The organism is uncultured Maribacter sp. (genome assembly GCF_947500985.1).
Lineage (GTDB): Bacteria > Bacteroidota > Bacteroidia > Flavobacteriales > Flavobacteriaceae > Maribacter.
In genome coordinates this window covers 264,962-290,925 of record NZ_CANMTX010000005.1, presented here as the reverse complement: position 1 = coordinate 290,925, position 25,964 = coordinate 264,962, and the positions used below count along the sequence as shown (strand labels likewise).

Genomic DNA, 25,964 nt, shown 5'->3' with positions numbered 1-25,964 from the left:
TAAAAAAAATATAAAAAAGCCCCTGATAATAAATCAAGGGCTCTGACTTAAATAGGTCAACTATATATGGGTATTATTCTATTGTTGTTTTCTGTATGCTATCTTCTGTAATGCCCAAATGTGCCATTACAGAATTGATGTTTGATGTATCTAATTTGCCTGTAGTAGATTCTGCAGGTAAAATCGCAATTCTAAAAAATTGATTGTCAGTATCACCTGCAGCTAGGGTTGATAAATCAAAATCTGATTCCAAGAAAATATTAACATCTAAAAAAGTATAGTCAAAATTGTATTGAAGTAAGCCTTGGTCTAAAATTCGTGTTTGTGGCATCAATCTCCAAATATCAACTAGTTCACCATTACTATCTTCGGTTACATCCCAAAGCATGTAAACAAGAACAACATCGGTTTCAAAGACTTCAATTGTTTGTGGGAATTCATAAAATATAGAATAATCATTATCTAAGGTAAAGGTTCCTTCAATATCTACTACTTGCCCCAAGATGTTGATTCCGTCTGCACCATCAAATCCGTCTGCACCATCAAATCCATCAAATCCTTGAGGTCCTTGTGGTCCTTCACATGAAATAAAAAATATAGTTACAAGTGCGCCTAAAAATAAATTCAGTTTTTTCATAATGTTATAATTATTCGTTTTACGTTTAAATTTTGAATAGTTGTTTCAAAAAGCGTTCCATTTTTGGTATTTAGATATTTAAATCGGATATTAACTGCTATATTATTAACAAAAAATAAATAGAGTCGAACGTCTTTAAAAGATGATTAGCTTTACCCAAATAAACCAATTATATGCCAAACGTAAAAGTACACTCATTATTTACCGATTTTGATATTGATCTTTTTAAAGGTGGAAAGCATTATCGTCTATATGAAAAGTTAGGTTCTCATTTGGTAGAAGTTGACGGTGTAGCGGGTACATACTTTGCAGTTTGGGCACCTTCTGCAAAATCTGTATCGGTAGTTGGTAATTTTAATTCTTGGGATTCAGATGACCATAAGTTGAATGTTCGTTGGGATTCTAGCGGTATTTGGGAAGGTTTTATTCCTAATATAGGTAAAGGCGAAGTCTATAAGTATAAGATACAGTCTAACAACAATGATATTTGGACAGAGAAAGCAGACCCATTTGCTCGGTACTGTGAGCACCCACCAAATACTGCATCTATAGTATGGACAGCAGAGCACAATTGGAAAGATGATGCTTGGATGGGTTATCGAAAAGATAAAAACGGATTAGATAGACCCTATTCTGTTTATGAAGTGCATTTAGGGTCATGGAAGAAAAATTCAGAGAATAAGTTTTTAACCTATAAAGAGTTTGCAATAGATCTTGTAAACTATGTAAAAGAAATGGGGTATACCCATGTAGAATTTATGCCGATCATGGAGTACCCTTATGATCCTTCTTGGGGGTATCAATTAACAGGTTATTTTGCGCCAACATCAAGATTTGGTTCTCCTGAAGAATTCAAGTTTTTAGTAGACGCTTTCCATCAAAACGATATAGGGGTAATTTTAGACTGGGTACCTTCTCATTTTCCAGAAGATGCACATGGTCTTGGCTTCTTTGATGGTTCTAATTTATATGAACACCCAGATAGAAGAAAAGGCTACCATACCGATTGGAAGAGTTTGATATTTAATTATGGTAGAAATGAGGTAAAAGCATTCCTTATAAGTAATGCCATATTTTGGTTAGACCAATTTCATGTAGATGGTCTTCGTGTAGATGCAGTTGCATCTATGTTATATTTAGATTATTCTAGAGAAGATGGTGAGTGGGAGCCAAATATTTATGGTAATAATGAGAATTTAGAAGCTATATCTTTTATTCGTGAATTGAATGAGGCGGTATATTCTAGTTTCGACGGTGTACAGACTATTGCTGAAGAATCTACAGCATTTTCAGGGGTTTCAAAACCAGTTGAACATGGTGGCTTAGGTTTTGGTATGAAATGGATGATGGGCTGGATGCACGATACATTACAGTTTTTTCAAAAAGAACCAATTTATAGAAAGCACCACCAGAATGATCTAACATTTAGTATGACCTATGCTTTTACCGAGAATTTTATGTTGCCTTTTTCACATGATGAGGTAGTGTATGGCAAGCAGTCATTAGTATATAGAATGCCAGGTGATGAATGGCAGCGGTTTGCAAATTTAAGATTGTTGTTCGGGTATATGTTTACCCACCCAGGTACCAAATTAATGTTTATGGGTGGTGAATTTGGTCAAACCGCAGAGTGGAATTTTGAGCAAAGTTTAGATTGGCATTTATTGCAGTATGATGGTCATAAAGGAATTCAAGACTTTGTAAAAGATTTAAATCATCTATACAAAAGCGCACCGGCATTATATGAAAAGCAATTTAGTCCAGAAGGTTTTCAATGGATAGATTATGGCGATCACGAAAATTCTGTATTGACATACGTACGTAAGGGTCATGATGAAAAGAACGATTTAATTATAGCGTGTAATTTTACGCCTGTGCCTAGAGAGAATTATAGAATTGGTAATCCTAAAAAAGGAAAATTAATAGAAGTTTTAAATAGTGATGATGCCAAATATGGTGGCGGCGGAAATTTAAATAGTAAAATAAAAGCGTCTACCAAACCGGCTCACGGGCATAAAAAGTCCATAGAAATTACTATTCCTCCTTTAGGTATAGTAATACTGAAATAATTTGAAGTAGTTTTCGTTTTAGTCTACTTTAAAGAATTTCTTTGATAGTAATAATTGATATTTTTTAATTTATAAGTTCATGATCACAAATACAGAGCTTGAGTATAAAGGTAATTTATACCCAAACCATATCGTTGAATTTTCACAAGACTCAGATAAATTATATTTCACTACAGACAACGGTGTTGTTTTACAAATAACAATACTAAGAGGTAGCATTATTCGTTTTAGATATGCTACCAACTATAATTTTGAACCAGATTTCTCATACGCCATTGACCCAGATGCAACCATGGGTTACAGTAAATTAGAAATTGTAGAGAACGATACAGAGTATATAGTAGCAACTGCGAGATTAAGCATTCTGGTAGATAAAAAGACATTACGTACACAAATTTCAGATTTAAAGGGAAACATCATTAGTGAAGACGAATTAGGTTTTCATTGGGAAGAAAACTATGAATATGGTGGAAACACTGTAAAATTGAGTAAAATAACCCAGTCTGGGGAGAGTTTTTATGGCATGGGCGATAAAGCCATGCATAGTAACCTTAAGGGTAAAAGAGTAGAAAATTGGGTAACAGATCAATTTGCTTTTGCAAAAGAGCAAGACCCGCTTTACAAGGCAATACCATTTTACGTTGGTTTAAATAAAGGCAAGGCTTACGGCATTTATTTTGACAATAGTTTTAGAACAGGTTTCGATTTTTCACAAGAGCGAAGAAATATAACAAGCTTTTGGGCAGATGGTGGTGAAATGAATTATTACTTCATTTTCGGACCAGATATGTCAAAAGTAGTTAGCTCATATTCAAGTCTTACCGGTACGCCTGAATTACCGCCAATGTGGGCATTAGGCTTTCATCAATCTAAATGGAGTTATTATCCAGAAAGTAATGTAAAAGATATTACCAGCGAATTTAGGAGATTACAAATACCTTGTGATGCAATCTATTTAGATATAGATTATATGGATGGTTTTAGGTGTTTTACTTGGGATAAAGAGCATTTTCCTGATCCAAAGAGAATGATTTCTGAACTGGAAGAAGACGGCTTCAAGACTGTAGTAATGATTGATCCAGGTATAAAAGTGGATCGTGATTATTGGATATATAATGAAGCATTAGAAAACGATTATTTCTGTAAAAGGGGAGATGGTCCTTTAATGCATGGTAAGGTATGGCCTGGGGAATGTAATTTTCCAGATTTTACCAATCCTCTAGTTCGAGAATGGTGGGCGGAATTGTACAAAGAATTTATGTCAGAATTAGGAGTTCATGCCGTTTGGAATGATATGAACGAACCGGCAGTAATGGAAGTTCCAACAAAAACGGCACCTTTAGACACTCGTCATAATTACGACGGACACCCATGTACACACCGAAAAGCACACAATGTTTATGGTATGCAAATGGTACGGGCAACCTATGAAGGTGTTAAGAAATATGTATATCCAAAACGACCATTTGTAATAACAAGAGCGGCATTTGCAGGTACACAACGATATTCTTCTACTTGGACAGGCGATAATGTAGCTACTTGGGAGCATTTATGGATAGCCAACGTACAGGTACAGCGCATGTGTTTAAGTGGCTATTCTTTTGTAGGTTCTGATATTGGAGGATTTGCCGAACAACCAGATGGCGAGTTATTTGCCAGATGGGTACAATTAGGAATTTTTCATCCATTTTGTAGAGTACATTCAAGTGGAGATCATGGTGATCAAGAGCCATGGTCATTTGGTTCTGAGATAACAGATATCGTTAGAAAGTTCATAAATCTACGCTATCAACTGTTACCGTATTTATACACCATGTTCTATAAATATACGAAAGAGAATATACCTATGATTCAGTCTTTAGTGTTCTATGATCAAGAAGATAATCAGACACATTTTAGAACTGATGAGTTTATTTTTGGAGAAAAAATATTGGTTTGCCCTATACAAGAACCCAATGCACAAGGGCGTAGAATGTATATACCTAGAGGAGATTGGTATGATTTTTGGACCAACGAACATGTAATAGGAGGTAAAGAAAAATGGGTCGCGGCAGAAATTGATATGCTTCCAATTTTTGTAAAAGCCGGATCAATAATTCCGAAGTATCCTATTCAACAATACGTTGGAGAAAAAAGAATTGAAGAATTGGTTTTAGAAGTTTATTACAAAGAAGGTACAGAAGCATCTGAGGTATATGAAGATTCAGACGATGGGTATGATTATAAGAAAGGGCGGTATTCGTTGAGTAATTATAAGTTGACAGGTAAAGAAAATTCATTGACCATTCAGTTATTTAAAGATGGAACTTTTGATACTGAGTATGAGATGATAAAGCTTAATTTTCATGGTCTTCCTTTTGGAATTGAGGACGTTATGATAGATAATGAAAAAATAGATCTAGATAGTATAGCGGTTAACGAAAACAATGATTTGCGAATAGACAAAAACTTTACGCTATTGCATTTATCAGGAAAACAATAACTTTGTAGTTTATTACCATTAACTAAAATTAACAATATGAGAAAATTAGTATTAATAGTATTTGTATTTATAGGCATTTCAGCTTGTAAAGTAAACCCGTTTACGGGTCAAAAAACATTGAATTTTTATCCAAACAGTCAGGTATTCCCATCTGCATTTGCGCAATATGATACCTTTTTAACTGAGAATAACGTTGTTACTGGTACAACAGATGCCCAAATGATTACTAGGGTGGGTCAGCGTATTTCTTCTGCTGCGGAACGTTGGTTAACTGCAAACGGTCATCCAGGTTATTTACAAGATTATGCTTGGGAGTATAACTTGGTGAAAGATGAAACTGTAAATGCATGGTGTATGCCAGGAGGTAAAATTGTATTTTATACAGGTATTTTGCCAATTACGCAAACAGAAACAGGTGTAGCGGTAGTAATGGGTCATGAGGTGGCTCACGCATTGGCTGACCATGGAGCACAACGTATGAGTGCAGGTACATTACAACAAGTAGGTGCTGTTGCAGGTAATGTTGCAATTAAAAATCAACAAACCTTAGGCTTGTTCAATCAGGCTTACGGTGTAGGTACGCAGTACTTGGGTATGTTACCATTTAGTAGAAGTCACGAAACTGAAGCAGATAGAATTGGTTTACAGATAATGGCTATTGCAGGTTACGATCCTTATGAAGCTGCAGAGCTTTGGAAACGTATGAAGGCAAACAGTGGAGGAGAAGCACCACCAGAATTCATGAGTACACACCCTTCAAATGATACTAGAATAAATAATCTAACAGCTTGGGCACCAGATGCTGAAGCAGAAGCTGCTAAATTTGGAGTAACTAAATTTAACTAAAACCTTTAGGATTATTGTATATTGAAGCCGTTCAGAAATGAACGGCTTTTATTTTTATATATGGGGAAGACACTAGTTGCAAAAGGAAGTAAAAAATTATTGAACGCTTGGGCCTTTTATGACTGGGCAAATTCAGTGTATACACTGACTATAGCCTCTTCTATTTTTCCCATCTATTATTCATCACTTTTTGCTTCCAAAGATGAGTTGGTTTCGGCATTCGGTTTCGATATGAAACAGACTGTGCTCATTTCAATAGTTACTGCTTTCACCTTTCTTGTTGTTGCATTTTTGTCACCAGTATTATCGGGCATTGCTGATTATGTTGGTAATAAGAAAATGTTCATGAAGTTTTTCTGCTATACAGGTAGTATAGGCTGTATGGGTTTGTATTGGTTCGATTTAGAACAAATTCATTTAAGTCTTCTGTTCTATTTTATGGGATTGATAGGGTATTGGGGCAGTCTAGTTTTTTATAATTCGTATTTACCTGATATTGCTTTTGAAGATCAACAAGATAGTATTAGCGCAAAAGGATTTTCACTAGGTTATTTTGGGAGTGTTCTATTATTATTATTGAATTTAGCCATGGTTATGAAACCAGAATGGTTTGGATTTGATATTGGTGAAACAGAAGAGACCCTAAACGCAGCTAAAGTAGAAGCGATGAGAATATCATTTATAACCGTTGGGGTATGGTGGTTGCTTTTTAGTCAATACACATTTTATGTGTTACCAAAAGGTGTAGGTAAAGGTCACAAAATTACTCGCGACGCTCTCTTTAAGGGTCTTAAAGAACTAAAGGTAGTTTGGGGTCAATTGAAAGAAAATGAAAGACTAAAGCGATACCTATATGCCTTTTTTGTGTTCAGTATGGCTGTCCAAACAATTATGTTGGTTGCCGTGTATTTTGGAGAAAAGGAAATTGCTTGGGCTTCTGCAAGTGAAAAAACTACAGGGTTAATTATAAGTGTATTGGTAATTCAATTGGTTGCAATAGCTGGTGCTATAATTACCTCTAAGGCATCTGATAAATATGGAAATATTAAAACCTTAATAGCAGTTAATGCAATTTGGATGCTACTATGTGTTTACGCTTACTTTATGGTAACACCCATACAATTTTACATTGCTGCAGGTTTTGTAGGTTTGGTAATGGGAGGTGTTCAATCTTTAGGGAGATCTACATATTCAAAATTCTTACCAGAAACAGAAGACACTACCTCGTACTTTAGTTTTTATGACGTTGCTGAGAAAATAGGTATTGTTATCGGTATGGCGCTCTTTGCTATAATTGATCAGGTAAGTAATATGCGATATGCTATTTTGTTTTTATTCGTATTCTTTTTAGGCGGTATTATATTGTTATTTAGGGTAGATGAATCAAAAAAGCCTCTATAAAAGAGGCTTCGTTGAATTGATTGTTCGCTATTTTGATTTTATATATTATCCTTTAGAAATGTCGCCTGAACCAGAAGTTTTAGTATTTACTTTTTCTGGATTTCCTTTATAAGAGATATCTCCAGAGCCAGATACACGGGCTTTAATAGATTTGTTTGCGGTTACTTGTATATCTGCAGAACCAGAAACTGTGGCTTCTACATTATCAGCTTCAAGGCCATACGCTTCAATATCGCCACTACCAGAAATTGTAGCTTCAAAATCGGTAGTTCTACCGCTTAATGAAATATCTCCGGATCCTGACATTGTAGCAGAAATAAAGCTCGTATCAATATCTAAGGTAATATCACCAGATCCTGACATGGCCGTACTGAATTTGTCTGCTTTAATTTTTGTCTTTCCAACGATATCTCCAGAACCAGACATAGCCACAGAACTTATAGATTCTACAGGTACGGTAATATGAATTCCAGATTTCCAATTGCTTGATTTTAGATTGACACCCTTTTCAGTTTTAATAACTAGTTTTCCATCTTTTACTTCTGTAATAATATATTCTAAAAGGTTTTCTTCCCCTTCTAAAATAATTTCCCCTTCACTGCCAGAAACTAGATCTACATCGAACCAGCCAGAAACTGCTACTCCGTCATAATCTCCAGTACTTCTTTCAACGGTTACATTGTTTCCGTTTCCTTTTATGGTTTTTCCCCATTGTGCTGAACAAGAAAGAGATAAAAAACCTGCACATACTAATAAACTTAATTTTTTCATGATTTTCATATTTAATTGATTGATTGATTGATTATTTTTTGGTAAAACTAATACCGCCATAGTCACTTGACAGCGTCATTTTATTTCCACTTCCTTTAGAGCCATAAAACCCTTCGTAGTGCTTGTTAGAAGATTTTTCTGTACTAATGTTAATGGTAAGGTCATCTTTTCCACTAACACCCGCATAACTGGTTGATATGTCAAAATCGAAATGATAATCGCTATGGTATCCTATTTTGATTCCGGTATAATCTGTTCTAATATTTACATTGCCGGCATCAGCAGCAAGCTCTTCAATTCTAATAGAACCATAGTCCGCCACAATGGAAACATCACCATGTACAGTACCTAATTTTACAGTAATATAATCACCATTACCATCAATACTCTTTAATTCGTCAATATCCATATTGCCGTAATCACTAGTGTATTCCAAGTTGTCCATAGTGCCAATACTAGCGTTGGTATAGTCTGCATTTATTGCAAGATTACCAGCTTTTTCAATTGTAAATCCGGAGTAGTCGGCTCTTATTTCTCCACTATTGATATACCCAATTGTAGATTTTGAGGTGTAGTCGAAATTTAAACGATTATTACGACCTCTTAGTTCTCCTAAATCTAACCTTCCGTAGTCACAATTAATTCTGGCATGACCATCAATTCTATCTAGGCTAATATTACCGTAATCATTACTTAGGTCAACATTGTTTTTTACAGGAACTTTAATGGTGTAGTTGATCTGCATGTTGACATTGTTATTGTTTCCCCAGCTCCATCCCCAGCCATTACTACTTTTGTTAAAAATAGTTTCTGCAGAAACACGTTCGCTACTAGCTTCAAAATCAATTGAAATTTCATCTAGTTTTTTCTGAACCTTTTCTTCGTTATTACCATTGGTTTTAATATGAACTTCGATAACGACCCTATTCTCGTTCCAAGAAGTAATATTTAAATTACCGTATGAGTTGTTGATTTTTAGCAATGCATTAGCATTGACATTAAATTCTTTTTTAATGGTCTTTTCTCTAGTATGCTTGCCATCAAAATCAGTATCGTTGGCAGCGGCTACAGTGGTAAATGCTAATAATAGTAGCCAGGTATATTTATATAGTATAGTTTTCATCATTTGATTTTTTAATTGATTTAATATTTTCAATTTGTATCATTACCTCGCTTAAAAGGTCTATTCTGGTTTGGAAATTGGTAATCATAGCACTTAATATAAGTTTACTATTACCACCGTTTAAAAGATCCTGTTCCATTTTGGTGTAATTCAATTGAAGCTTTTTCAATTGGGTCATGGTGTCTTTAATTATTTTTTCTGTTTCTGGTGATTTTTCAGAATTCAGTTCGTTGATTTGCTCTTCGATTAAATTGGCGAAATAAAATTGGGTCTTAGAAGCTTCAGGTGAAATTTCGGCAACCTGATCTTCAATGCTACTAGCAGTATTAAGTTGAAATATGCCTACAGATAATAAAATAGCAATTGATGCTGCAACAGACAAAAAGAGCATCCAAGGATTCTTTTTCTTAGGTGCAAGTGTAGCCACGCCTTTTGATTCATTTAGTTTTTCTAAAAAACGTTGTTGGTGCCCTGTAGTGGGTTCCGCATAATCCATTTTGTCCTGTAGCTCAATAAAAAGCTCGTCAATAGTATCTTTCTTCATTAGACTGCGAGTATTAATTTTTTTCTAAGACTTTCTTTAGCTCGTGAAACGGTAGTTCTGCAATTGGCGTAACTAATGTTCATGATTTCGCTAATTTCATCATAATCAAACCCTTCAATTAGATGTAAGGTCAAAGAAATTCTGTAATTGTCTTTTAAATCTTTCATGGTTTCCATCACTTTTTGAGCCTTTAGTTCTGTAAACACATGGTCAGATGCAATTCCGTCATTATCTTCGACCTTGTACAATACTTCATCTAAAGCAACTTCATTCTTTTTCTGTTGCTTTCTATATTGATGTATGCTGTTGTTAATAACAATGCGCTTCAACCAAGATCCAAAAGTTACTTCCCCTTTAAAAGTATGCAGTTTCGTAAATGCGCTTAGAAACGATTCTTGCATAATGTCTTCTGCTTGGGCAGTGTCTTTTACGATTCTGAGTGATGTGTTGAACATAGCCTTGTAATACCTGTTGTACACTTCTAGCTGTGCACTCTGTTTACCGACCATGCACAATTGCACTAGCTCATCAATATGTTCTCTTTGTTGGCTCAAAAAGTGATTGGTTTTATTGAAAGATGACTCAATTTACGGTTTGTTACAGTTTGGTAAAATTTATATGTAAATATTCTTCACTTCATATTCTAGATTATCGACTTTAAGGCTAGCATCTGATTTATAAAGAAGTTTTTACATATGCTTTATGGGCTAGTGCTGACGTAGTATTCTTTAATACTATCTAATTTTTAAATGAATTAATTCTCTTGGCACAAGAATTGAAATACTTATATGCAAATGAAGCTACAAAAGCTGCATTCGCTTAGTTTTCATTGCTATTACAGCATTTATGTATAATTTATAAAAATAAAATTCTGTTGGTTTAATGACAGAATGACCGATATATGAGTATGGGAGATTCTAAATTTTCAAATTTTGACAATATGTCTTTACAAGGAATAGATCAAGATTCTGAGCTTATACCACTATTGACCCCCGAAGATGAGGAGCAAATGAATAGTGAGACATTGCCAGAAACCTTGCCGATATTGCCTTTAAGAAATACAGTGCTATTTCCTGGTGTGGTAATTCCTATTACTGCGGGTAGAGATAAAAGTATTCGCTTAATAAAGGATGCTAATAATGGTTCTAAGGTCATTGGTGTAGTTTCTCAGAAAGATGAGGAAACTGAAAATCCTGATGTGCAGGATATCAATACCTTGGGTACTGTAGCTAAAATATTACGTGTACTTCAAATGCCCGATGGTAATACAACGGTTATCATTCAAGGTAAAAAACGTTTTGAGGTTGCTGAAATCTTGACTAAAAAGCCATACTTAACGGCTACAGTTAGAGAGACAGAAGAAATAAGACCCAAAAAAAATGATAAACAATTTTTGGCGATTATTGAATCGATCAAAGAATTGGCTTTAAAAATAATTAGAGATAATCCGAACATTCCGAGTGAGGCATCTTTTGCTATAAAAAATATTCAAAGCGATTCTTTTCTAATCAATTTTGTTTCTTCTAATCTTAATTTAGATGTTAAGGCAAAGCAAGAATTATTAGAGATTGGTAGCTTGCAAGAAAGAGCATTGGCAACATTGAAATATATGAATGTTGAAATGCAAAAGTTGGAGCTTAAGAACGATATACAGTCTAAAGTTAGAAATGACTTAGATCAACAGCAGAGAGAATATTTCTTACACCAGCAAATGAAAACCATTCAAGAAGAATTGGGTGGTGTTTCTTATGATGAGGAGTTAGAGGAGATGAAAATCAAGTCTAAAAAGAAAAAATGGGGAAAAAAAGTTAAGGAGCATTTTGATAAAGAACTAGCAAAAATGAAGCGAATGAATCCGCAGGTAGCGGAATATTCTATTCAAAGAAACTATTTGGATCTTATGCTAGATCTACCTTGGAAGGAGTTTTCGAAAGATAAATTCGATCTAAAAAGAGCCCAAAGAATATTAGACCGTGACCATTATGGTTTAGAAGATGTAAAGAAAAGAATCATAGAATATTTAGCGGTATTAAAACTGCGTAATGATATGAAATCTCCGATCTTATGTCTGTACGGACCTCCGGGAGTTGGTAAAACTTCTTTAGGTAAATCTATTGCAGAAGCATTAGGTAGAGAATATGTAAGAATGTCTTTAGGTGGTTTACGTGATGAAGCTGAAATAAGAGGGCATCGTAAAACTTACATTGGTGCTATGCCAGGTAGAATTATTCAAAGTCTTAAAAAGGCAGGTACCTCAAATCCTGTTTTTATACTAGATGAAATAGATAAGTTGTCTAATAGCAATCAAGGTGATCCATCTTCTGCAATGTTAGAAGTGTTAGATCCTGAGCAGAATAGTGATTTTCATGATAATTTTTTAGAGTTAGGGTATGACCTTTCTAAAGTGATGTTTGTAGCTACAGCAAATAATTTAGGTAGTATTCAGCCAGCACTAAGAGATCGTATGGAAATTATTCACGTAAGTGGTTATACTATTGAAGAGAAGGTAGAAATTGCCAAAAAGCATTTGTTACCAAAACAATTGACTGAGCATGGTTTAGATTCTGGTCATTTAAAAATTGGGAAACCACAACTAGAGAAAATTGTTGAGGGGTATACCCGTGAATCTGGCGTACGTTCTCTAGAGAAGCAAATTGCCAAAATGGTACGTTACGCGGCTAAGTCTATTGCTACAGAAGAGGAGTATGAGATAAAGGTTAGTAATGAAATTATTATACAAGTATTGGGCGCGCCAAAAATGGAGCGTGATAAATATGAAAATAATGAGGTTGCTGGTGTAGTTACAGGTTTGGCGTGGACTAGTGTTGGTGGTGATATTTTGTTTATTGAATCTATACTTTCAAAAGGTAAAGGTACTATGAGTATTACCGGTAACCTTGGTAAGGTGATGAAAGAATCAGCTACCATTGCTATGGAGTACATAAAGTCTAACGCTGAAAGGTTTGGAATTAATCCATCGGTTTTTGAAAAGTACAATGTACATATTCACGTACCTGAGGGTGCAACACCAAAAGATGGACCGAGTGCAGGTATAACCATGTTGACATCGTTGGTTTCATTATTTACTCAAAAGCGAATTAAAAAGAGCTTGGCAATGACAGGGGAAATTACGCTACGTGGTAAAGTGTTACCTGTAGGCGGAATTAAAGAGAAGATTCTTGCTGCAAAAAGAGCGAAAATTAAAGAGATAATTCTTTGTGCGGATAATGAGCGTGATATCAAAGAAATCAAAGAGTCTTATTTAAAAGGATTGACTTTTCACTATGTAAAAGAAATGTCTGAAGTAATTGATATTGCAATTACAGATGTCAAAGTAAAAAACGCGAAGGAGCTATAGTATAACTTTTCTTTATATTTTTGGAACAATGAAAAAAATCACTATTGCAATTGACGGATTCTCTTCTACGGGAAAAAGCACTTTAGCTAAGCAGTTGGCTAAAAAGCTAGAATATGTTTATGTAGATACAGGTGCAATGTATCGCGCAGTTACTCTATTTGCTATGAAGTCAGGTTTTGTAGAAGCGGGTGAAGTTGATGAAGATGCATTGGTGAAATCATTAGGTGATATTGAATTGAATTTTATTTTTAATTCAGATTTAGGGTATGCCGAAATGTATTTGAATGGTGAAAATGTAGAGAAGGAAATAAGAACTATGCCTGTGTCAAAAAATGTGAGTCAGGTTTCGGTTATAGCAGCTGTTAGAGAAAAATTAGTAGCCATGCAACAAGCAATGGGTATTGATAAAGGTCTTGTTATGGACGGTAGAGATATCGGTACTGTAGTATTTCCTGATGCTGATCTTAAAATTTTTATGACGGCTTCACCAGAGAAACGTGCGGTAAGAAGATATAAAGAATTGTTGGATAGGGGAGAAGATGTGGTTTATGCAGATATTCTTGAAAATGTTGAAAAGCGAGATTATATAGATAGTAACCGTGCAATTTCACCTTTAAAGAGAGCAGACGATGCTATTGAGTTTGATAATAGTGATTTAGGACTAGAGGATCAGTTTCAAAGAATATATGAACATTCGCTTCGGGTAATTGAAAAACATCAAGCATAAAAAAAGAGGTTAGCACTGCTAACCTCTTTTTATTTATATAGTATCAATACTATTTGTTTGGTATAACCAATACTTAATCTGGATGAATAACATCTGGGCTTTTCAAGATACCAGTGTTCGCTTCAAATATAGCTTTGTATTGCATAGCATCACCGTAGTAGTGCTTTGCTATTTTACTTAAAGACTCACCACCTTTAACAACGTGTCTGTGATATACAGAATCATCTTCAACTGAGATATTAGCTTTGATGTCAGAAGGGCTTTCACCACCTAGTTGCTTAATTTTATCCCACATAAGGTCTTTTTCATAAGGCGTTTTTGCTTGTCCTTTTATTTTAAGAACATCACCTTCAACAGTCACATTGCCGTCTTTTATACCTAATTGCTCACCAAGATCTAAAAGACCTTGATATTTTGCCTTAACACTCATAATTTTACTTTTTTTAATGGTTATTATAATACTTCTAAGATAAGCATATTTAAGATGTTTAACTCTAAAATCGTGCCATATTCTTTAAATGAACGTGTAATATTTAGTTGTGTTGTCTAATTTAAATAAAATGATTATTTTTGCACACCTTTTTTGCAAGGAAGTCAAGAAAAAAAGGGATTAGATAAACAAATAAATATAACTACTTTCATAGTCGTTGCCTAAGTCTTGATAAGGTTATGAAATACAAATTATTAATCAGCAAATGGCTGAAGAAAAAACAAACGCAGAGGTAGAAGTTACTACCGAAGCAACACAACAAGCTGTTGAAACTCCACAGCAAGATCCAAAAGAATTCTTAGAAAACTTTAACTGGGAAAAATACGAGCAAGGAATTGAGCGTGTTGATGATTCTAAATTAAAGGAGTTTGAAGAATTAGTTGCCGAAAACTTTGTAGATACTGCCGATGAGGAAGTAGTAGAAGGTACGGTAGTTTATATCACAGATAGAGAAGCTATTATTGATATCAACGCAAAATCTGAAGGTGTAATTTCGTTAAACGAATTTCGTTACAACCCAGGTTTAAAAGTTGGTGACAAGGTAGAAGTATTGATTGATATTCGTGAGGATAAAAGTGGTCAACTAGTATTATCTCACAGAAAGGCGAGAACTATTATGGCTTGGGATCGTGTTAACGCGGCTCATGACAAAGAAGAAATCGTTAGTGGTTTTGTTAAGTGCAGAACTAAAGGTGGTATGATCGTTGACGTATTTGGTATTGAAGCTTTCTTACCAGGTTCTCAAATCGATGTTAAGCCTATTCGTGATTACGATCAGTATGTTAACAAAACAATGGAATTTAAGGTTGTGAAAATCAACCACGAATTTAAAAACGTTGTTGTTTCTCATAAAGCCCTTATTGAAGCTGATATTGAAGAACAGAAGAAAGAAATCATTAGCCAATTAGAAAAAGGACAAGTATTAGAAGGTGTTGTTAAAAACATTACTTCTTACGGTGTGTTTATTGATCTTGGTGGTGTTGATGGTTTAGTTCACATTACTGACCTTTCTTGGAGCAGAATCAACCACCCGAACGAGGTTGTTGAACTGGACCAGAAATTAAATGTTGTAATTCTTGATTTTGACGAAAACAAATCTAGAATACAATTAGGTCTTAAGCAATTAGAGAAGCACCCTTGGGAAGCTTTATCTGATGAAATTAAGATTGGTGATAAAGTAAAAGGTAAAGTAGTTGTTATAGCTGATTACGGCGCGTTCATCGAAGTTGTTGAAGGTGTTGAAGGTCTTATCCACGTTTCTGAAATGTCTTGGTCTACGCACTTGCGTTCTGCACAAGATTTCGTAAAAGTTGGTGATGAGGTTGAAGCAGTTGTATTGACATTAGATCGTGAAGATCGTAAAATGTCTCTTGGTATCAAGCAATTGACTCCAGATCCTTGGACTGATATTACTACTAAATACCCTGTAGGTTCTAAGCATAAAGGTATTGTAAGAAACTTTACAAACTTTGGTGTTTTTGTTGAGCTAGAAGAAGGTATTGATGGTTTAATTTATATCTCTGATCTTTCTTGGACTAAGAAAATCAAGCATCCATCTGAGTTTACCAATGTTGGTGATACTTTAGAGGTTGAGGTGTTAGAATTAGATGTTGATGGTCGTAAGTTAAGCTTAGGTCATAAACAAACTACTGAAAACCCTTGGGATAAATATGAAACTGAATTCGCATTGGGTACAGTTCATACAGCAACCATTTCTGATGTAGTTGATAAAGGTGCAACAATTGAATTTAACGAAGATATTACTGCATTCATTCCTCAACGTCATTTAGAGAAAGAAGATGGTAAGAAACTAAGTAAAGGCGATGAAGCTGAATTCAAGATTATTGAGTTCAATAAAGACTTCAAACGTGTAGTAGCTAGTCATACTGCTATTTTCCGTGAAGAAGAGCAACGTAATGTAAAAGCAGCTGTCAAAAGACAAGCAGCTAGCGCAGATGAAGCTAAGCCTACTTTAGGTGATGCTAACGATGCACTACAAGCGTTGAAAGACAAAATGGAAGCTGATTCTAAGAAGAAGTAATTTCATAGTATAGATCCTTTATAAGGGTCAAAAGTAAAAGCCCGGATATGTATCCGGGCTTTTTTTGTGTCTATTATTTTCACTTTTAAGTGCTGATAAAATGAATTGCTAATGAAGATGTTCATAAATTACTTCAGTGGTAGATAGTTAGTTTTAGTGTTTTCTTGCCTTGGTTTGATAGGATATATCTTAGGCAAGTATCAAAAGTAAAAGCCCGGTTATTAGTCCGAGCTTTTTTGTGTCTATTCTTTTTGATTTTTTTTAAGGTACTGACAGAGTGATTTGTTAATGGCGATGTGGTTTTAGAAGTTATATTATTTTAAAGTTAGATAGATCCTAAGTTTTGGTATTTTCTTGCCTTAATTTATCAAGATGTATCTTAGGAAAGTAGCAAAAGTAAAAGCCCGGAAATTAATCTGGGCTTTTTTTAATATCCACAATTCTCAGTTCCTATTAGGGTTCCAAAAAAAATGAATTACTAATGGAGATTTTAATATTAGAAGTTGAATTTCTTCTAATGCAAGGGTTAGTATTCGTTGTATAGTATTCCCTAACTATAATTTTTAATAGACCTTTTTCTTTACGAACCAGATGTCTTCTAAGCTCAAGTTTAAAGTAACTAAATGAAAATTCTCTTTCACCAATACGTTTTGTAAAAGTCCCTTAGAACCATAACTATAAGAAAGATTGATCATAGAGTGTGTGCCTCTGCTTGTTGGTATGCCGATACCTGCCGTAAAATTGTAACCTTCCACTTTTTTGTCACCTATGGCGAGGTAGCCATTATCATAATTGTAACCCAATCTATAAGCAAGTCTTTGACCGTATTTATAACTGGTAGGGTCTTGAATAAATTCTAGTCCAAAGGCATAAATATCTTGATCTTCATAACTGCCAATATTTTCTGATTGATTGGTGTCTGACCAGAAGTTTTTCTTGTAATCTGCACTAAATGTCAGTTCTTCAATTGGTTTTATACTCATACCAAAACCGAACTCTAAAGGAAGTTTAAAGTCAGAAACATTACTAGAGCTTTCATCTTCTACAGAAATTGAAATTCCTGATATTGATTTATCGACAGATCTTTTTAGGTTTCCGTTTAAACTTGTTGGTAGTTGAACCGTACTACCAATAGTTATCTTGTCATTGACATCGTATTGAAGTCCGAAACCTAACCTTGCACCGCTATAATTAGTTTTTTCTACAGATTCGAATGTAGAAGTACTATAAATGAAAGATTCCGTTTCTTCAATGTTTCCGAATAAAAACGATGCACTTAAACCTAATCTCAATTTTGGCATTAGTGCATAACCAACATTTAGCTTAATATCATTTAGTCCACCCAATCCGGTAATGTTACTTTCAAAAGATTCTGTAGATCCCTCAATGTTACTACTAACGCCAAGTAATGAATAACCAACATCGCTATAGGGTGTCATAGTAATACCAGCACCTAAGTTTTCCATAATTCTAAATCCGAAGGCTAAATTAGAAAAGTTTATATTCGACTTTTCTTCTGAAGAAGAAGTGTTGCTGTAACTGTTAAATTCACCGGTGACACCTATATCATATAGGAATGAATTTTGAGGTATTAAGGCATAATTTGCGGGGTTTAAATTGTTTAGCTCGTACGGAGATTTAATGCCGATACCACTGTAACCTAAACTATTAAATTTTCCGATACTTGTCTGGTTAATGACTCCTAATCCGTAAAGCGAATATGGCGAGCTAGTTAAAGCTTCAGACTGTGCCGAAGACTGATAAAAAGCTAACAGTGCTGCTATGGTAAAAAATATTATTTGGTTAATCTTCATCGTATATACCGTATGTTAATTCTAAAATTGTTTCGTTTTCGCCATTACCGTTCCCGTTTAAAATAAATCTATCAACCGTAGAATTGTAATCTGCAGGAAGCAGAATCAGTGCATCGTCAATATCTCTATCTTTTAATTGTAATTCTTCTAAATAATAGGCTATTGGTATTTCATAATAGATGTCATTAAATTCTTGATTGTCTCTATTCAGAATAGCATATGAAGTGGATGTCAGTGTCTCAATTAAATCATTGTTTTGGTCAACCACGTAAACGGCAAGTGTATCTCTAAGTTTTAGATGGTCATCATAAGATTGAGCTGTTGGTTTAATTTTTAAGATTCCGTCTAAAATAGTGCCGCTACCAGGTATGTCATAAAGACTGGTAATACTGGGAAATTGTACACGCATAGCAATACCAACACCAGACTGAATATAACTTTGGTTGTTGGAATCCGAACTTTCTAAAATTGTCTGACTATTGGTCAAGGATTGCAGAGGTGTAATAGGATCATCTGCTGTAATTCTATTAAAAAATGGAACAGGAGTAGTAGTACCATCTATTTGTATATCAAGATATTCTTGCTCAGATTCGTACTCGGTATCGGTGCTATAATATAAACGCATATAAGTGTTTTCAGAAGATTTTGAAAAACCTATTATAGCACTGTTATCTGTGTCATCTGGTACTAGACCAATACCTTTAAAGTAATCTCGATACTCATCAGCGTTTACAATATTTTTTTCTTGAAGTTGAGAAAATACATCTGTACCAAAATCATCTACAAGTTTAATAGTAATTGAATCACCAGATAATGGTCGTGGGTAATATTCAGAAAAACCAAGGTCGGTTTCGTCATAACCTATGCTACTTGTATTATAAAAGAAATCATCACCTTCTGGGTTAAAATTTTCATTGATTTTTTTAATGTGAATAGTGTTTTTCTGCAGTGTATCATTATAATAGTAGTTGTCATAACCCATTACCATAACAATACTGTCATACTCAGCTTCAGCGTCTATGGTATATGTTTCGGGTAAAAGTTGCATATAGCTAGATGTTGTAACAGTACCGAAAACGGTGTCGGTATATTTTCCTAATAGGATTCTCGTAGATTCTGAGGTGACAATACTATCAAACTTCATGGTAGATGTACTGACAGTTAAGGTGTCAATTAGTATAAGGCGAACATTGCTATCGGTAAAAGTTTCACCCGCAACAAATTCTGAGTCATTATAAATATCATCGCTACACGATATGATTGCAATTGATAGGAAACCGCCTAGCATAAACATGTAGAGCGCACGTACTTTGTTTAAGAACACCTTCATTTAGTATTTAATTTTTATCAAAACTAAATACCAGGCTTGGTTGTAAAAACCTGAATAGACGAATCGTGAATGTTAAGGGATGAACTCTGTTATTTAAGCTATTAATGAAAAATTTGTATTGGTAGATGAAAACAAGGGTTTGGTATGTTAAAAACCAATTTTAATCTATTGTGTTTTTTGAACAGTAGGGTCTCTAGTAGATTTGATCTTGAAAAGAAAGAACCTTAAAACAAAAAATAATGAATAAAAGAAAATCGTATGTGTACAAAATTACTGGTATGGCACTACTGGCCATGGTAATTACAAGTTGTTCAAGTGATGATGACGATGACGATTTAGGAAACTGGGTTGATAAATCTGTATTTGATGGTAGCCCAAGAAGTAGTATATCTGGCTTTACAATTGACAATGTTGGTTATATGGGCGTTGGTTATGATGGAGATGATTATTTGTCTTCATTTTGGGCATATGATATAGAAGGTGATTATTGGTCTCAAAAAGCAGATTTTCCTGGGGTGGCTAGAAACGCCGCAGTAGGTTTTGAAATAAATGGTACTGGTTATATCGGTTCTGGGTATGATGGGGTCGATGAATTAACAGATTTTTATAGTTATAACACAGCATCTAATACGTGGACAGAAATTGCGTCATTAACTACGGCAAGAAGAAGTGCGGTTGGCTTTGGTACTAATGGCTTTGGTTATGTAGGTACGGGTTATGATGGCGAAAACGATAGAAAAGATTTCTGGAGATATAATCCTGGCAATGATACTTGGACAGAGTTAGTTGGTTTTGGAGGAAACAAAAGAAGGTCGGCAACAACGTTTACCATTGATGGATTGACCTATTTAGGAACAGGAGTTTCTAATGGAGTATATCTAGATGATTTTTGGGTATTTGATCCAACTACAGAAAGCTGGACAAAGAAATTAGATTTGGATGAAGAAGATGATTACGCTGTGCAAAGAAGTAATGCCGTTGGTTTCACATTAAATGGTTACGGCTATATAGCATGTGGTGAATTAAGTGGTGCAACCAATACAGTTTGGGAGTATGATCCTACGTCAGATGAGTGGGAGCAAAAAACGTCTTTTGAAGGTGCAACAAGACAAGATGCTATTGCATTTTCAAATGGAAGTCGTGTATTTATTGGAATGGGTAGAACAGGTACTTTATACCTAGATGATTTAGATGAATTCTTTCCTCAAGATGAGTACGAAGAGGAAGATTAATTTTTCATAGTGAGTGCAATTGTTAATTTTTTGGGTCAATCTGTGTGGATTGGCCCATTTTTAAACATTTATTTATGATTTCGACTGCAAAATATTGGGTCTTACTTGTCTTATTTTTGGCACTTGTGTTGAGTTATTCAATTTATAATCAAACGTTCACTAGTGAAAACCAAACTTTTCATAGTCAGGTGGTAGATCTTAACAATGGATATGGATATCAGATTATGAGAGGAGAAAAAATAGTGATTCTACAAGAATATATACCAGGTTTTCCGGGTAAGCAAAAATTTGCTACCAAGGCTCAGGCCTTAAAAACTGCAAATCTTGTAATATCAAAATTAGAAGAAGGTAAATCGCCAATTTTATTACCAACAGATTTAGCAGAATTAAATATTGCTATTGCGACAAGTCGCTAATTTCTTTATGAAATCGATTATAAAAAATAGGGTTCAAATAGTTGTTCATATTAGTATATGGATATTATTATATGGACTCACTTTTTATCCGATTTTGAACGATGCAAGACCAATTCCTTTAGATGTTTTTCCAAAGCTGATTGTTATAATCGTTCTTTTTTATTTCAACTACTTCTATTTAGTGCCAGAGTATCTCCTGAAAAAAAGTGTACTGTTTTACCTTTTGGTCTCATTGGGTTTGTTGGTAGCTTCTGTGATGCTGCTATATCACTTTTACGAACCAAAGTTTCCGGAAAACTTTATAATGGATTTTCAACGTCCAAGAGGTTTTGGTTATATGCCTATTTATAGATCGTTCGTAAATCTTGGGATACCCTATGTAATTAGTGCTATTTTAAGAATATATGTAGAGTGGAAGCGTAATGAAAATTTACGTTTATCGGTAGAAAAAGAAAACATTAAGTCTGAGCTGCAATTTTTAAAAGCGCAGTTGAATCCGCATTTTTTATTCAATACGCTCAATACAATTTATGCGCTTTCGGTAAAAAAATCACCAGATACTTCTGAGGCTATAGTTGATTTGTCTGAGTTAATGAGATATATGATTTACGAGGCCGATAAAGACTTGGTACCATTGAACAAAGAAATAGATTATATAAAAAGTTACATTCAATTACAGCGATTACGACTATCTGATAGTGAAAATGTTTCTTTAAAAATAACAGGAGAAGATAGGGGAAGAGCGGTACCACCTTTACTGTTTATTTCTTTTATTGAAAATGCCTTTAAATATGGTACCGACTATAAAGGTAAGACCTATGTAAAAATTGCTTTGATCATTACAGATGCCTCTGTTTATTTAAATGTTAAGAATAAAATAGGAGTGTTTAGAGAGCCAACAAAGAATTCTGGTATTGGTTTAGAAAATATTAGAAACCAATTAAAGCTTATTTATCCGGGGTTGCATGATCTTGAAGTTGACAATGATGGAAAAGATTATGAAGTGTCATTAACTATTTACCAAAAACAATCAAGCCTATGAAATGTATAATTATAGATGATGAGCCATTAGCGATAGAAATACTTTCAGGTTATTGTGAAAAGTTAGATTTTATCGATTTAGTAAAAACCTACACCAATCCGTTAGATGCTATTAGTGATATAAAAGAGAAGAAAATCGATTTGATTTTTTGTGATATCGAAATGCCTCAAATTAACGGGATTGATTTTATGGGCACTTTAGATAATAAGCCATTTTTCATATTTACCACGGCCTATTCTCAATATGCCGTTGAAGGGTTTGAGTTGAATGCAGTTGATTATTTAGTAAAACCGATACCCTATCATCGTTTTATAAAATCAGTATCACGAGTTCAAGATTTAATATCTAAAAAACAAAAACCTATTATGGAAGCAAATGTATTCTCATCGGCCGGCGATAATTCAGTAGACAAAAAATTCATTTTTGTAAAGGCAGAATATGAAAGTATAAAAATTGATTTAGATCAAATAGAATATGTACAAGGTTTAAAAGATTATTTGAAGATACATATTGTAAATACGAACAAGACCATTCTTACACTCATGAGTTTTAAAGAGATTATGAGTAAATTACCTTCTAATCAGTTTCTTAGAGTGCATAAATCTTACCTAGTAAACGTAAATTATATTAAAACTGTTCAGCGTAATAGAATAGTTATAAATGATATGCGAATTCCTATTGGTGAAAGTCATAAAGAGGCTTTTTTCTCTATATTAGGTTTATAGATTTACTTGGTCTGCACCTAAATTTATTCTTTCCTTTTTTACTTCCTTATTTAAGCTATCAAAGTTTAGATAGAATTCTCTATTTTTGTTTAGCTAAAAGCACGGGTGCATATTATGAGTCAAAAAGTTTTACTCTCTTCCAAAGAAATAAATATCATCCTGCATAGATTGGCTTGTCAGCTTCTTGAAAATCATTTAAGCTTTGAAAATACTGTTTTAATAGGTATTCAACCAAGAGGTAAGTTTCTTGCTCAGCGTTTGACCAAAATTCTAAAGGAAGAATATAAAGTAAAGCATATTGATCTTGGCTTTTTAGATATCACTTTTTATCGTGATGATTTTAGAAGAGGAGATAAGACCTTAGAAGCTACAAAAACAAAAATCGATTTTTTGATAGAAGATAAGAACGTGGTCTTAATAGATGATGTTCTATATACCGGTAGAAGTATAAATGCAGCTTTGACTGCTCTTCAGTCTTTTGGTAGACCAAAAGATTTAGAACTGTTGTGTTTAATTGACCGTAGATTTAGTAGACATTTGCCTATACAGCCTAATTATAGAGGTCGTCAAGTAGATGCTATTAATGATGAAAAAGTAAAGGTGATGTGGGAAGAAAATGACGGGGAGGATATTATATATTTAGTAAATAGATAAAAAATGAGCGAACTGAGTGTTAAACACTTACTGGGAATTAAATACCTAAAGGAAACCGATATTCAGCTTATTTTTGAAACTGCAGATCATTTTAAGGAAGTGATCAATCGCTCCATTAAAAAAGTTCCTTCACTTCGAGATATTACTATTGCCAATATATTTTTTGAGAATAGTACCAGAACTAAATTATCATTTGAGCTTGCTGAAAAACGACTATCTGCAGATGTACTTAATTTTTCTGCCAGTCAATCATCAGTAAAAAAAGGAGAAACCTTAATAGATACCGTAAATAACATTTTATCTATGAAAGTAGATATGGTGGTCATGCGGCATCCAAATCCTGGGGCGGGTATATTCTTGTCAAAGCATGTAAATGCCTCTATTGTGAATGCGGGTGATGGGGCACATGAACACCCTACGCAGGCATTATTAGATTCTTACTCCATTCGTGAAAAACTTGGTGATGTTGCTGGTAAAAATGTGTTAATTGTAGGTGATATTCTTCACTCAAGGGTAGCGCTGTCAAATATTTTTGCATTAAAATTGCAAGGTGCAAATGTTAAGGTTTGTGGACCTAAAACTTTGTTGCCTAAACATATAGAGTCTTTAGGGGTAGGTGTAGAGACTAATCTTAGAAAGGCATTAGAATGGTGCGACGTGGCAAATATGCTACGTATACAAAACGAAAGATTGGATATATCTTATTTTCCGACAACAAGGGAATACACTCAGCAATTTGGAGTTAATAAAAAGTTGCTTGATAGTCTAGATAAAGAAATTGTAATTATGCACCCCGGACCAATAAATAGAGGGGTTGAAATTACAAGTGATGTTGCCGATTCAAAACAATCTATAATTTTGAATCAAGTTGAAAACGGAGTAGCCATACGTATGGCAGTGATTTATTTGTTAGCATCTAAAATTAAATGATATGATTTTTACTAAAGAAGGATCGTTGATTATCGTCTCTCAAGAAGACATCTCTATTGCGCGTTTTTTAGAAAATTTGAATAAGGAATATGATAAGTTAAAGAACGACAATCTAGTATTGGACTTACTTAGTTTCTCTGAACTGACGCCATACAATATTATTTCTTTTTTAGAGGTGGCGAGAAAGCATACAAAGTCATTCGTTTTGGTATCTGATAAGGTATCTTATGATGATGTGCCAGAAGAGATTAATTTAGTACCTACACTTCAAGAAGCACGTGATGTTATTGAAATGGAAGAAATTGAGCGCGATTTAGGGCTGTAATTGGCTAAATCAAGAAAATATAGAATATAATTAATATGCATCTTACTGTATTGGGCTGTTATGCGGCAACACCAAGAACATTTACGAACCCTACATCTCAAGTTTTAGAAATCAATAACCATATTGTGTTAATTGATTGTGGTGAGGGTACACAAGTGGAACTTAGAAGGCATAAAATAAAGTTCTCAAGAATTAATCATATTTTCATCTCGCACCTTCATGGAGACCATTTTTTTGGATTACCGGGTTTCATTTCTACGATGAGATTACTGGGTAGAGAGAAGGAACTTCATGTATACGGGCCGAAGGGCATAAAAGAAGCTATTACATTGCTATTGAAATTGGGCGATTCTTGGACGAATTATCCTTTATTATTTCATGAGCTTACAAGTAAAGAATCTGAGCTTATTTTTGAGGATACTAAAATTAGTGTTACCACAATACCATTAGATCATAGAATCTACACAAACGGCTATTTGTTTAGGGAGAAAGTAGGAAAGAGAAAGCTAAATATAGAGGTTGTCGAGGAATATGGTATTGATAAAGCTTATTATCAGAATATAAAAAATGGTAAAGATGTTAGCCTAGATAATGGAGAGGTAATTGAGAATAGTGAATTGACATTTGATCCGCCTAAGCCAAAATCTTATGCTTTTTGTAGCGATACTATTTATGATGAAAGCTTAGCTGCAAAAATTAAAGACGTTGATGTTTTGTATCATGAATCTACATTTTTAGAGTCAGAAGCCGAATTGGCAACGAAAACAAAGCATGCAACTGCTATGCAAGCTGCAAAAGTAGCAAGAGATGCTAACGTAAAAACCTTAATATTAGGTCATTATTCTACGCGTTATAAATCTATTGAGCTTTTTAAGGACGAAGCTTCAACTATATTTAAGAATGTGCTTCTTGCCGATGATGGTAAGACTTTAGATTTTTAAATGTTTTAATACATTTTTATCGCATTTATTTTCCTTTCTTTTTAGAACTTTGTTTATCTTGTTTTT

Annotated in this window: 23 protein-coding genes; 15 read left to right on the top strand and 8 right to left on the bottom strand. The window is 34.2% G+C overall.

The window, feature by feature from the left end; genetic code table 11:
- Positions 1 to 73 precede the first annotated feature (73 nt).
- Entirely contained in the window at positions 74 to 637 is a 564-nt protein-coding gene (locus Q0871_RS13175) for a collagen-like protein (RefSeq protein WP_299324441.1), read from the bottom strand.
- 173 nt (positions 638 to 810) lie between these two features.
- Here Q0871_RS13175 and glgB point away from each other — a divergent pair, with 173 nt between their 5' ends.
- The 4 genes from glgB to Q0871_RS13155 all read left to right on the top strand — a co-directional run bounded on the left by glgB (position 811) and on the right by Q0871_RS13155 (position 7,435).
- Complete coding sequence (glgB, locus tag Q0871_RS13170; protein WP_299324437.1) at positions 811 to 2,706, top strand: 1,4-alpha-glucan branching protein GlgB; 1,896 nt, start codon at positions 811 to 813, stop codon at positions 2,704 to 2,706.
- 79 nt (positions 2,707 to 2,785) lie between these two features.
- On the top strand, positions 2,786 to 5,188 hold the full coding sequence (locus Q0871_RS13165; protein WP_299324433.1) for a glycoside hydrolase family 31 protein: 2,403 nt from the start codon (positions 2,786 to 2,788) through the stop codon (positions 5,186 to 5,188).
- 36 nt (positions 5,189 to 5,224) lie between these two features.
- On the top strand, positions 5,225 to 6,034 hold the full coding sequence (locus Q0871_RS13160) for a M48 family metallopeptidase (protein ID WP_299324429.1): 810 nt from the start codon (positions 5,225 to 5,227) through the stop codon (positions 6,032 to 6,034).
- A gap of 60 nt (positions 6,035 to 6,094) precedes the next feature.
- Complete coding sequence (locus Q0871_RS13155; protein WP_299324425.1) at positions 6,095 to 7,435, top strand: MFS transporter; 1,341 nt, start codon at positions 6,095 to 6,097, stop codon at positions 7,433 to 7,435.
- A 45-nt stretch (positions 7,436 to 7,480) separates the two neighbouring features.
- On the opposite strand, the gene Q0871_RS13150 is transcribed toward Q0871_RS13155, so the two are convergent.
- From Q0871_RS13150 to Q0871_RS13135, 4 genes are read right to left on the bottom strand one after another with little or no spacing between them, the layout of a single operon-like run.
- A complete protein-coding gene (locus Q0871_RS13150; RefSeq protein WP_299324420.1) occupies positions 7,481 to 8,206 on the bottom strand; it encodes a head GIN domain-containing protein in 726 nt (241 codons plus the stop codon).
- A gap of 31 nt (positions 8,207 to 8,237) precedes the next feature.
- Complete coding sequence (locus Q0871_RS13145) at positions 8,238 to 9,329, bottom strand: hypothetical protein (RefSeq protein WP_299324416.1); 1,092 nt, start codon at positions 9,327 to 9,329, stop codon at positions 8,238 to 8,240.
- Positions 9,310 to 9,873 carry a hypothetical protein gene (locus Q0871_RS13140; RefSeq protein ID WP_299324411.1) on the bottom strand — a complete coding sequence of 188 codons (564 nt, stop codon included), beginning with the start codon at positions 9,871 to 9,873 and terminating at the stop codon, positions 9,310 to 9,312. The genes Q0871_RS13145 and Q0871_RS13140 overlap by 20 nt, the downstream gene beginning before the upstream one ends.
- Entirely contained in the window at positions 9,873 to 10,427 is a 555-nt protein-coding gene (locus tag Q0871_RS13135; RefSeq protein WP_299324406.1) for an RNA polymerase sigma factor, read from the bottom strand. Before Q0871_RS13135 ends, Q0871_RS13140 begins: the two co-directional genes overlap by 1 nt.
- Positions 10,428 to 10,780: 353 nt before the next feature.
- Here Q0871_RS13135 and lon point away from each other — a divergent pair, with 353 nt between their 5' ends.
- Entirely contained in the window at positions 10,781 to 13,231 is a 2,451-nt protein-coding gene (gene lon / locus Q0871_RS13130; protein ID WP_299324401.1) for an endopeptidase La, read from the top strand.
- A 28-nt stretch (positions 13,232 to 13,259) separates the two neighbouring features.
- Positions 13,260 to 13,958 (top strand): (d)CMP kinase, encoded by a 699-nt coding sequence (gene cmk / locus Q0871_RS13125; RefSeq protein WP_299324396.1) that lies wholly within the window; start codon positions 13,260 to 13,262, stop codon positions 13,956 to 13,958.
- A 73-nt stretch (positions 13,959 to 14,031) separates the two neighbouring features.
- Here the strand turns inward: cmk and Q0871_RS13120 are convergent, their stop codons facing one another.
- A complete protein-coding gene (locus Q0871_RS13120; protein ID WP_299324391.1) occupies positions 14,032 to 14,388 on the bottom strand; it encodes a LysM peptidoglycan-binding domain-containing protein in 357 nt (118 codons plus the stop codon).
- A gap of 265 nt (positions 14,389 to 14,653) precedes the next feature.
- On the opposite strand from Q0871_RS13120, the gene rpsA reads away from it, so the two are divergent.
- The gene (rpsA, locus tag Q0871_RS13115) at positions 14,654 to 16,489 is read left to right on the top strand and encodes a 30S ribosomal protein S1 (protein ID WP_299324386.1); all 1,836 of its coding nucleotides are present in this window, start codon (positions 14,654 to 14,656) and stop codon (positions 16,487 to 16,489) included.
- Between the two features lie 563 nt (positions 16,490 to 17,052).
- Here the strand turns inward: rpsA and Q0871_RS13110 are convergent.
- Entirely contained in the window at positions 17,053 to 18,303 is a 1,251-nt protein-coding gene (locus Q0871_RS13110; RefSeq protein WP_299324382.1) for a hypothetical protein, read from the bottom strand.
- Positions 18,293 to 19,633, bottom strand: a complete 1,341-nt coding sequence (locus tag Q0871_RS13105; protein ID WP_299324378.1) for a DUF4270 family protein — start codon at positions 19,631 to 19,633, stop codon at positions 18,293 to 18,295. The genes Q0871_RS13110 and Q0871_RS13105 overlap by 11 nt, the downstream gene beginning before the upstream one ends.
- Positions 19,634 to 19,872: 239 nt before the next feature.
- Between Q0871_RS13105 and Q0871_RS13100 the strand changes: the two genes are divergently transcribed.
- From Q0871_RS13100 to Q0871_RS13065, 8 genes are all read left to right on the top strand, one after another.
- Positions 19,873 to 20,865 carry a kelch repeat-containing protein gene (locus Q0871_RS13100; protein WP_299324373.1) on the top strand — a complete coding sequence of 331 codons (993 nt, stop codon included), beginning with the start codon at positions 19,873 to 19,875 and terminating at the stop codon, positions 20,863 to 20,865.
- Between the two features lie 74 nt (positions 20,866 to 20,939).
- Complete coding sequence (locus Q0871_RS13095; protein ID WP_299324368.1) at positions 20,940 to 21,281, top strand: DUF4907 domain-containing protein; 342 nt, start codon at positions 20,940 to 20,942, stop codon at positions 21,279 to 21,281.
- A gap of 7 nt (positions 21,282 to 21,288) precedes the next feature.
- On the top strand, positions 21,289 to 22,323 hold the full coding sequence (locus tag Q0871_RS13090; protein ID WP_299324363.1) for a sensor histidine kinase: 1,035 nt from the start codon (positions 21,289 to 21,291) through the stop codon (positions 22,321 to 22,323).
- Positions 22,320 to 23,048, top strand: coding sequence for a LytTR family DNA-binding domain-containing protein (locus Q0871_RS13085; protein WP_299324358.1), 729 nt, complete (start codon positions 22,320 to 22,322; stop codon positions 23,046 to 23,048). The genes Q0871_RS13090 and Q0871_RS13085 overlap by 4 nt, the downstream gene beginning before the upstream one ends.
- Before the next feature lie 114 nt (positions 23,049 to 23,162).
- Positions 23,163 to 23,702 (top strand): bifunctional pyr operon transcriptional regulator/uracil phosphoribosyltransferase PyrR, encoded by a 540-nt coding sequence (gene pyrR / locus Q0871_RS13080; RefSeq protein WP_299324354.1) that lies wholly within the window; start codon positions 23,163 to 23,165, stop codon positions 23,700 to 23,702.
- Between the two features lie 3 nt (positions 23,703 to 23,705).
- Positions 23,706 to 24,632 (top strand): aspartate carbamoyltransferase catalytic subunit, encoded by a 927-nt coding sequence (locus Q0871_RS13075; RefSeq protein ID WP_299324349.1) that lies wholly within the window; start codon positions 23,706 to 23,708, stop codon positions 24,630 to 24,632.
- Between the two features lies 1 nt (position 24,633).
- Positions 24,634 to 24,957: a ribonuclease Z gene (locus Q0871_RS13070; protein WP_299324345.1), complete on the top strand. Its 324-nt coding sequence runs from the start codon at positions 24,634 to 24,636 to the stop codon at positions 24,955 to 24,957.
- A gap of 35 nt (positions 24,958 to 24,992) precedes the next feature.
- The gene (locus Q0871_RS13065; RefSeq protein WP_299324340.1) at positions 24,993 to 25,898 is read left to right on the top strand and encodes a ribonuclease Z; all 906 of its coding nucleotides are present in this window, start codon (positions 24,993 to 24,995) and stop codon (positions 25,896 to 25,898) included.
- The last annotated feature ends 66 nt before the right edge of the window (positions 25,899 to 25,964 follow it).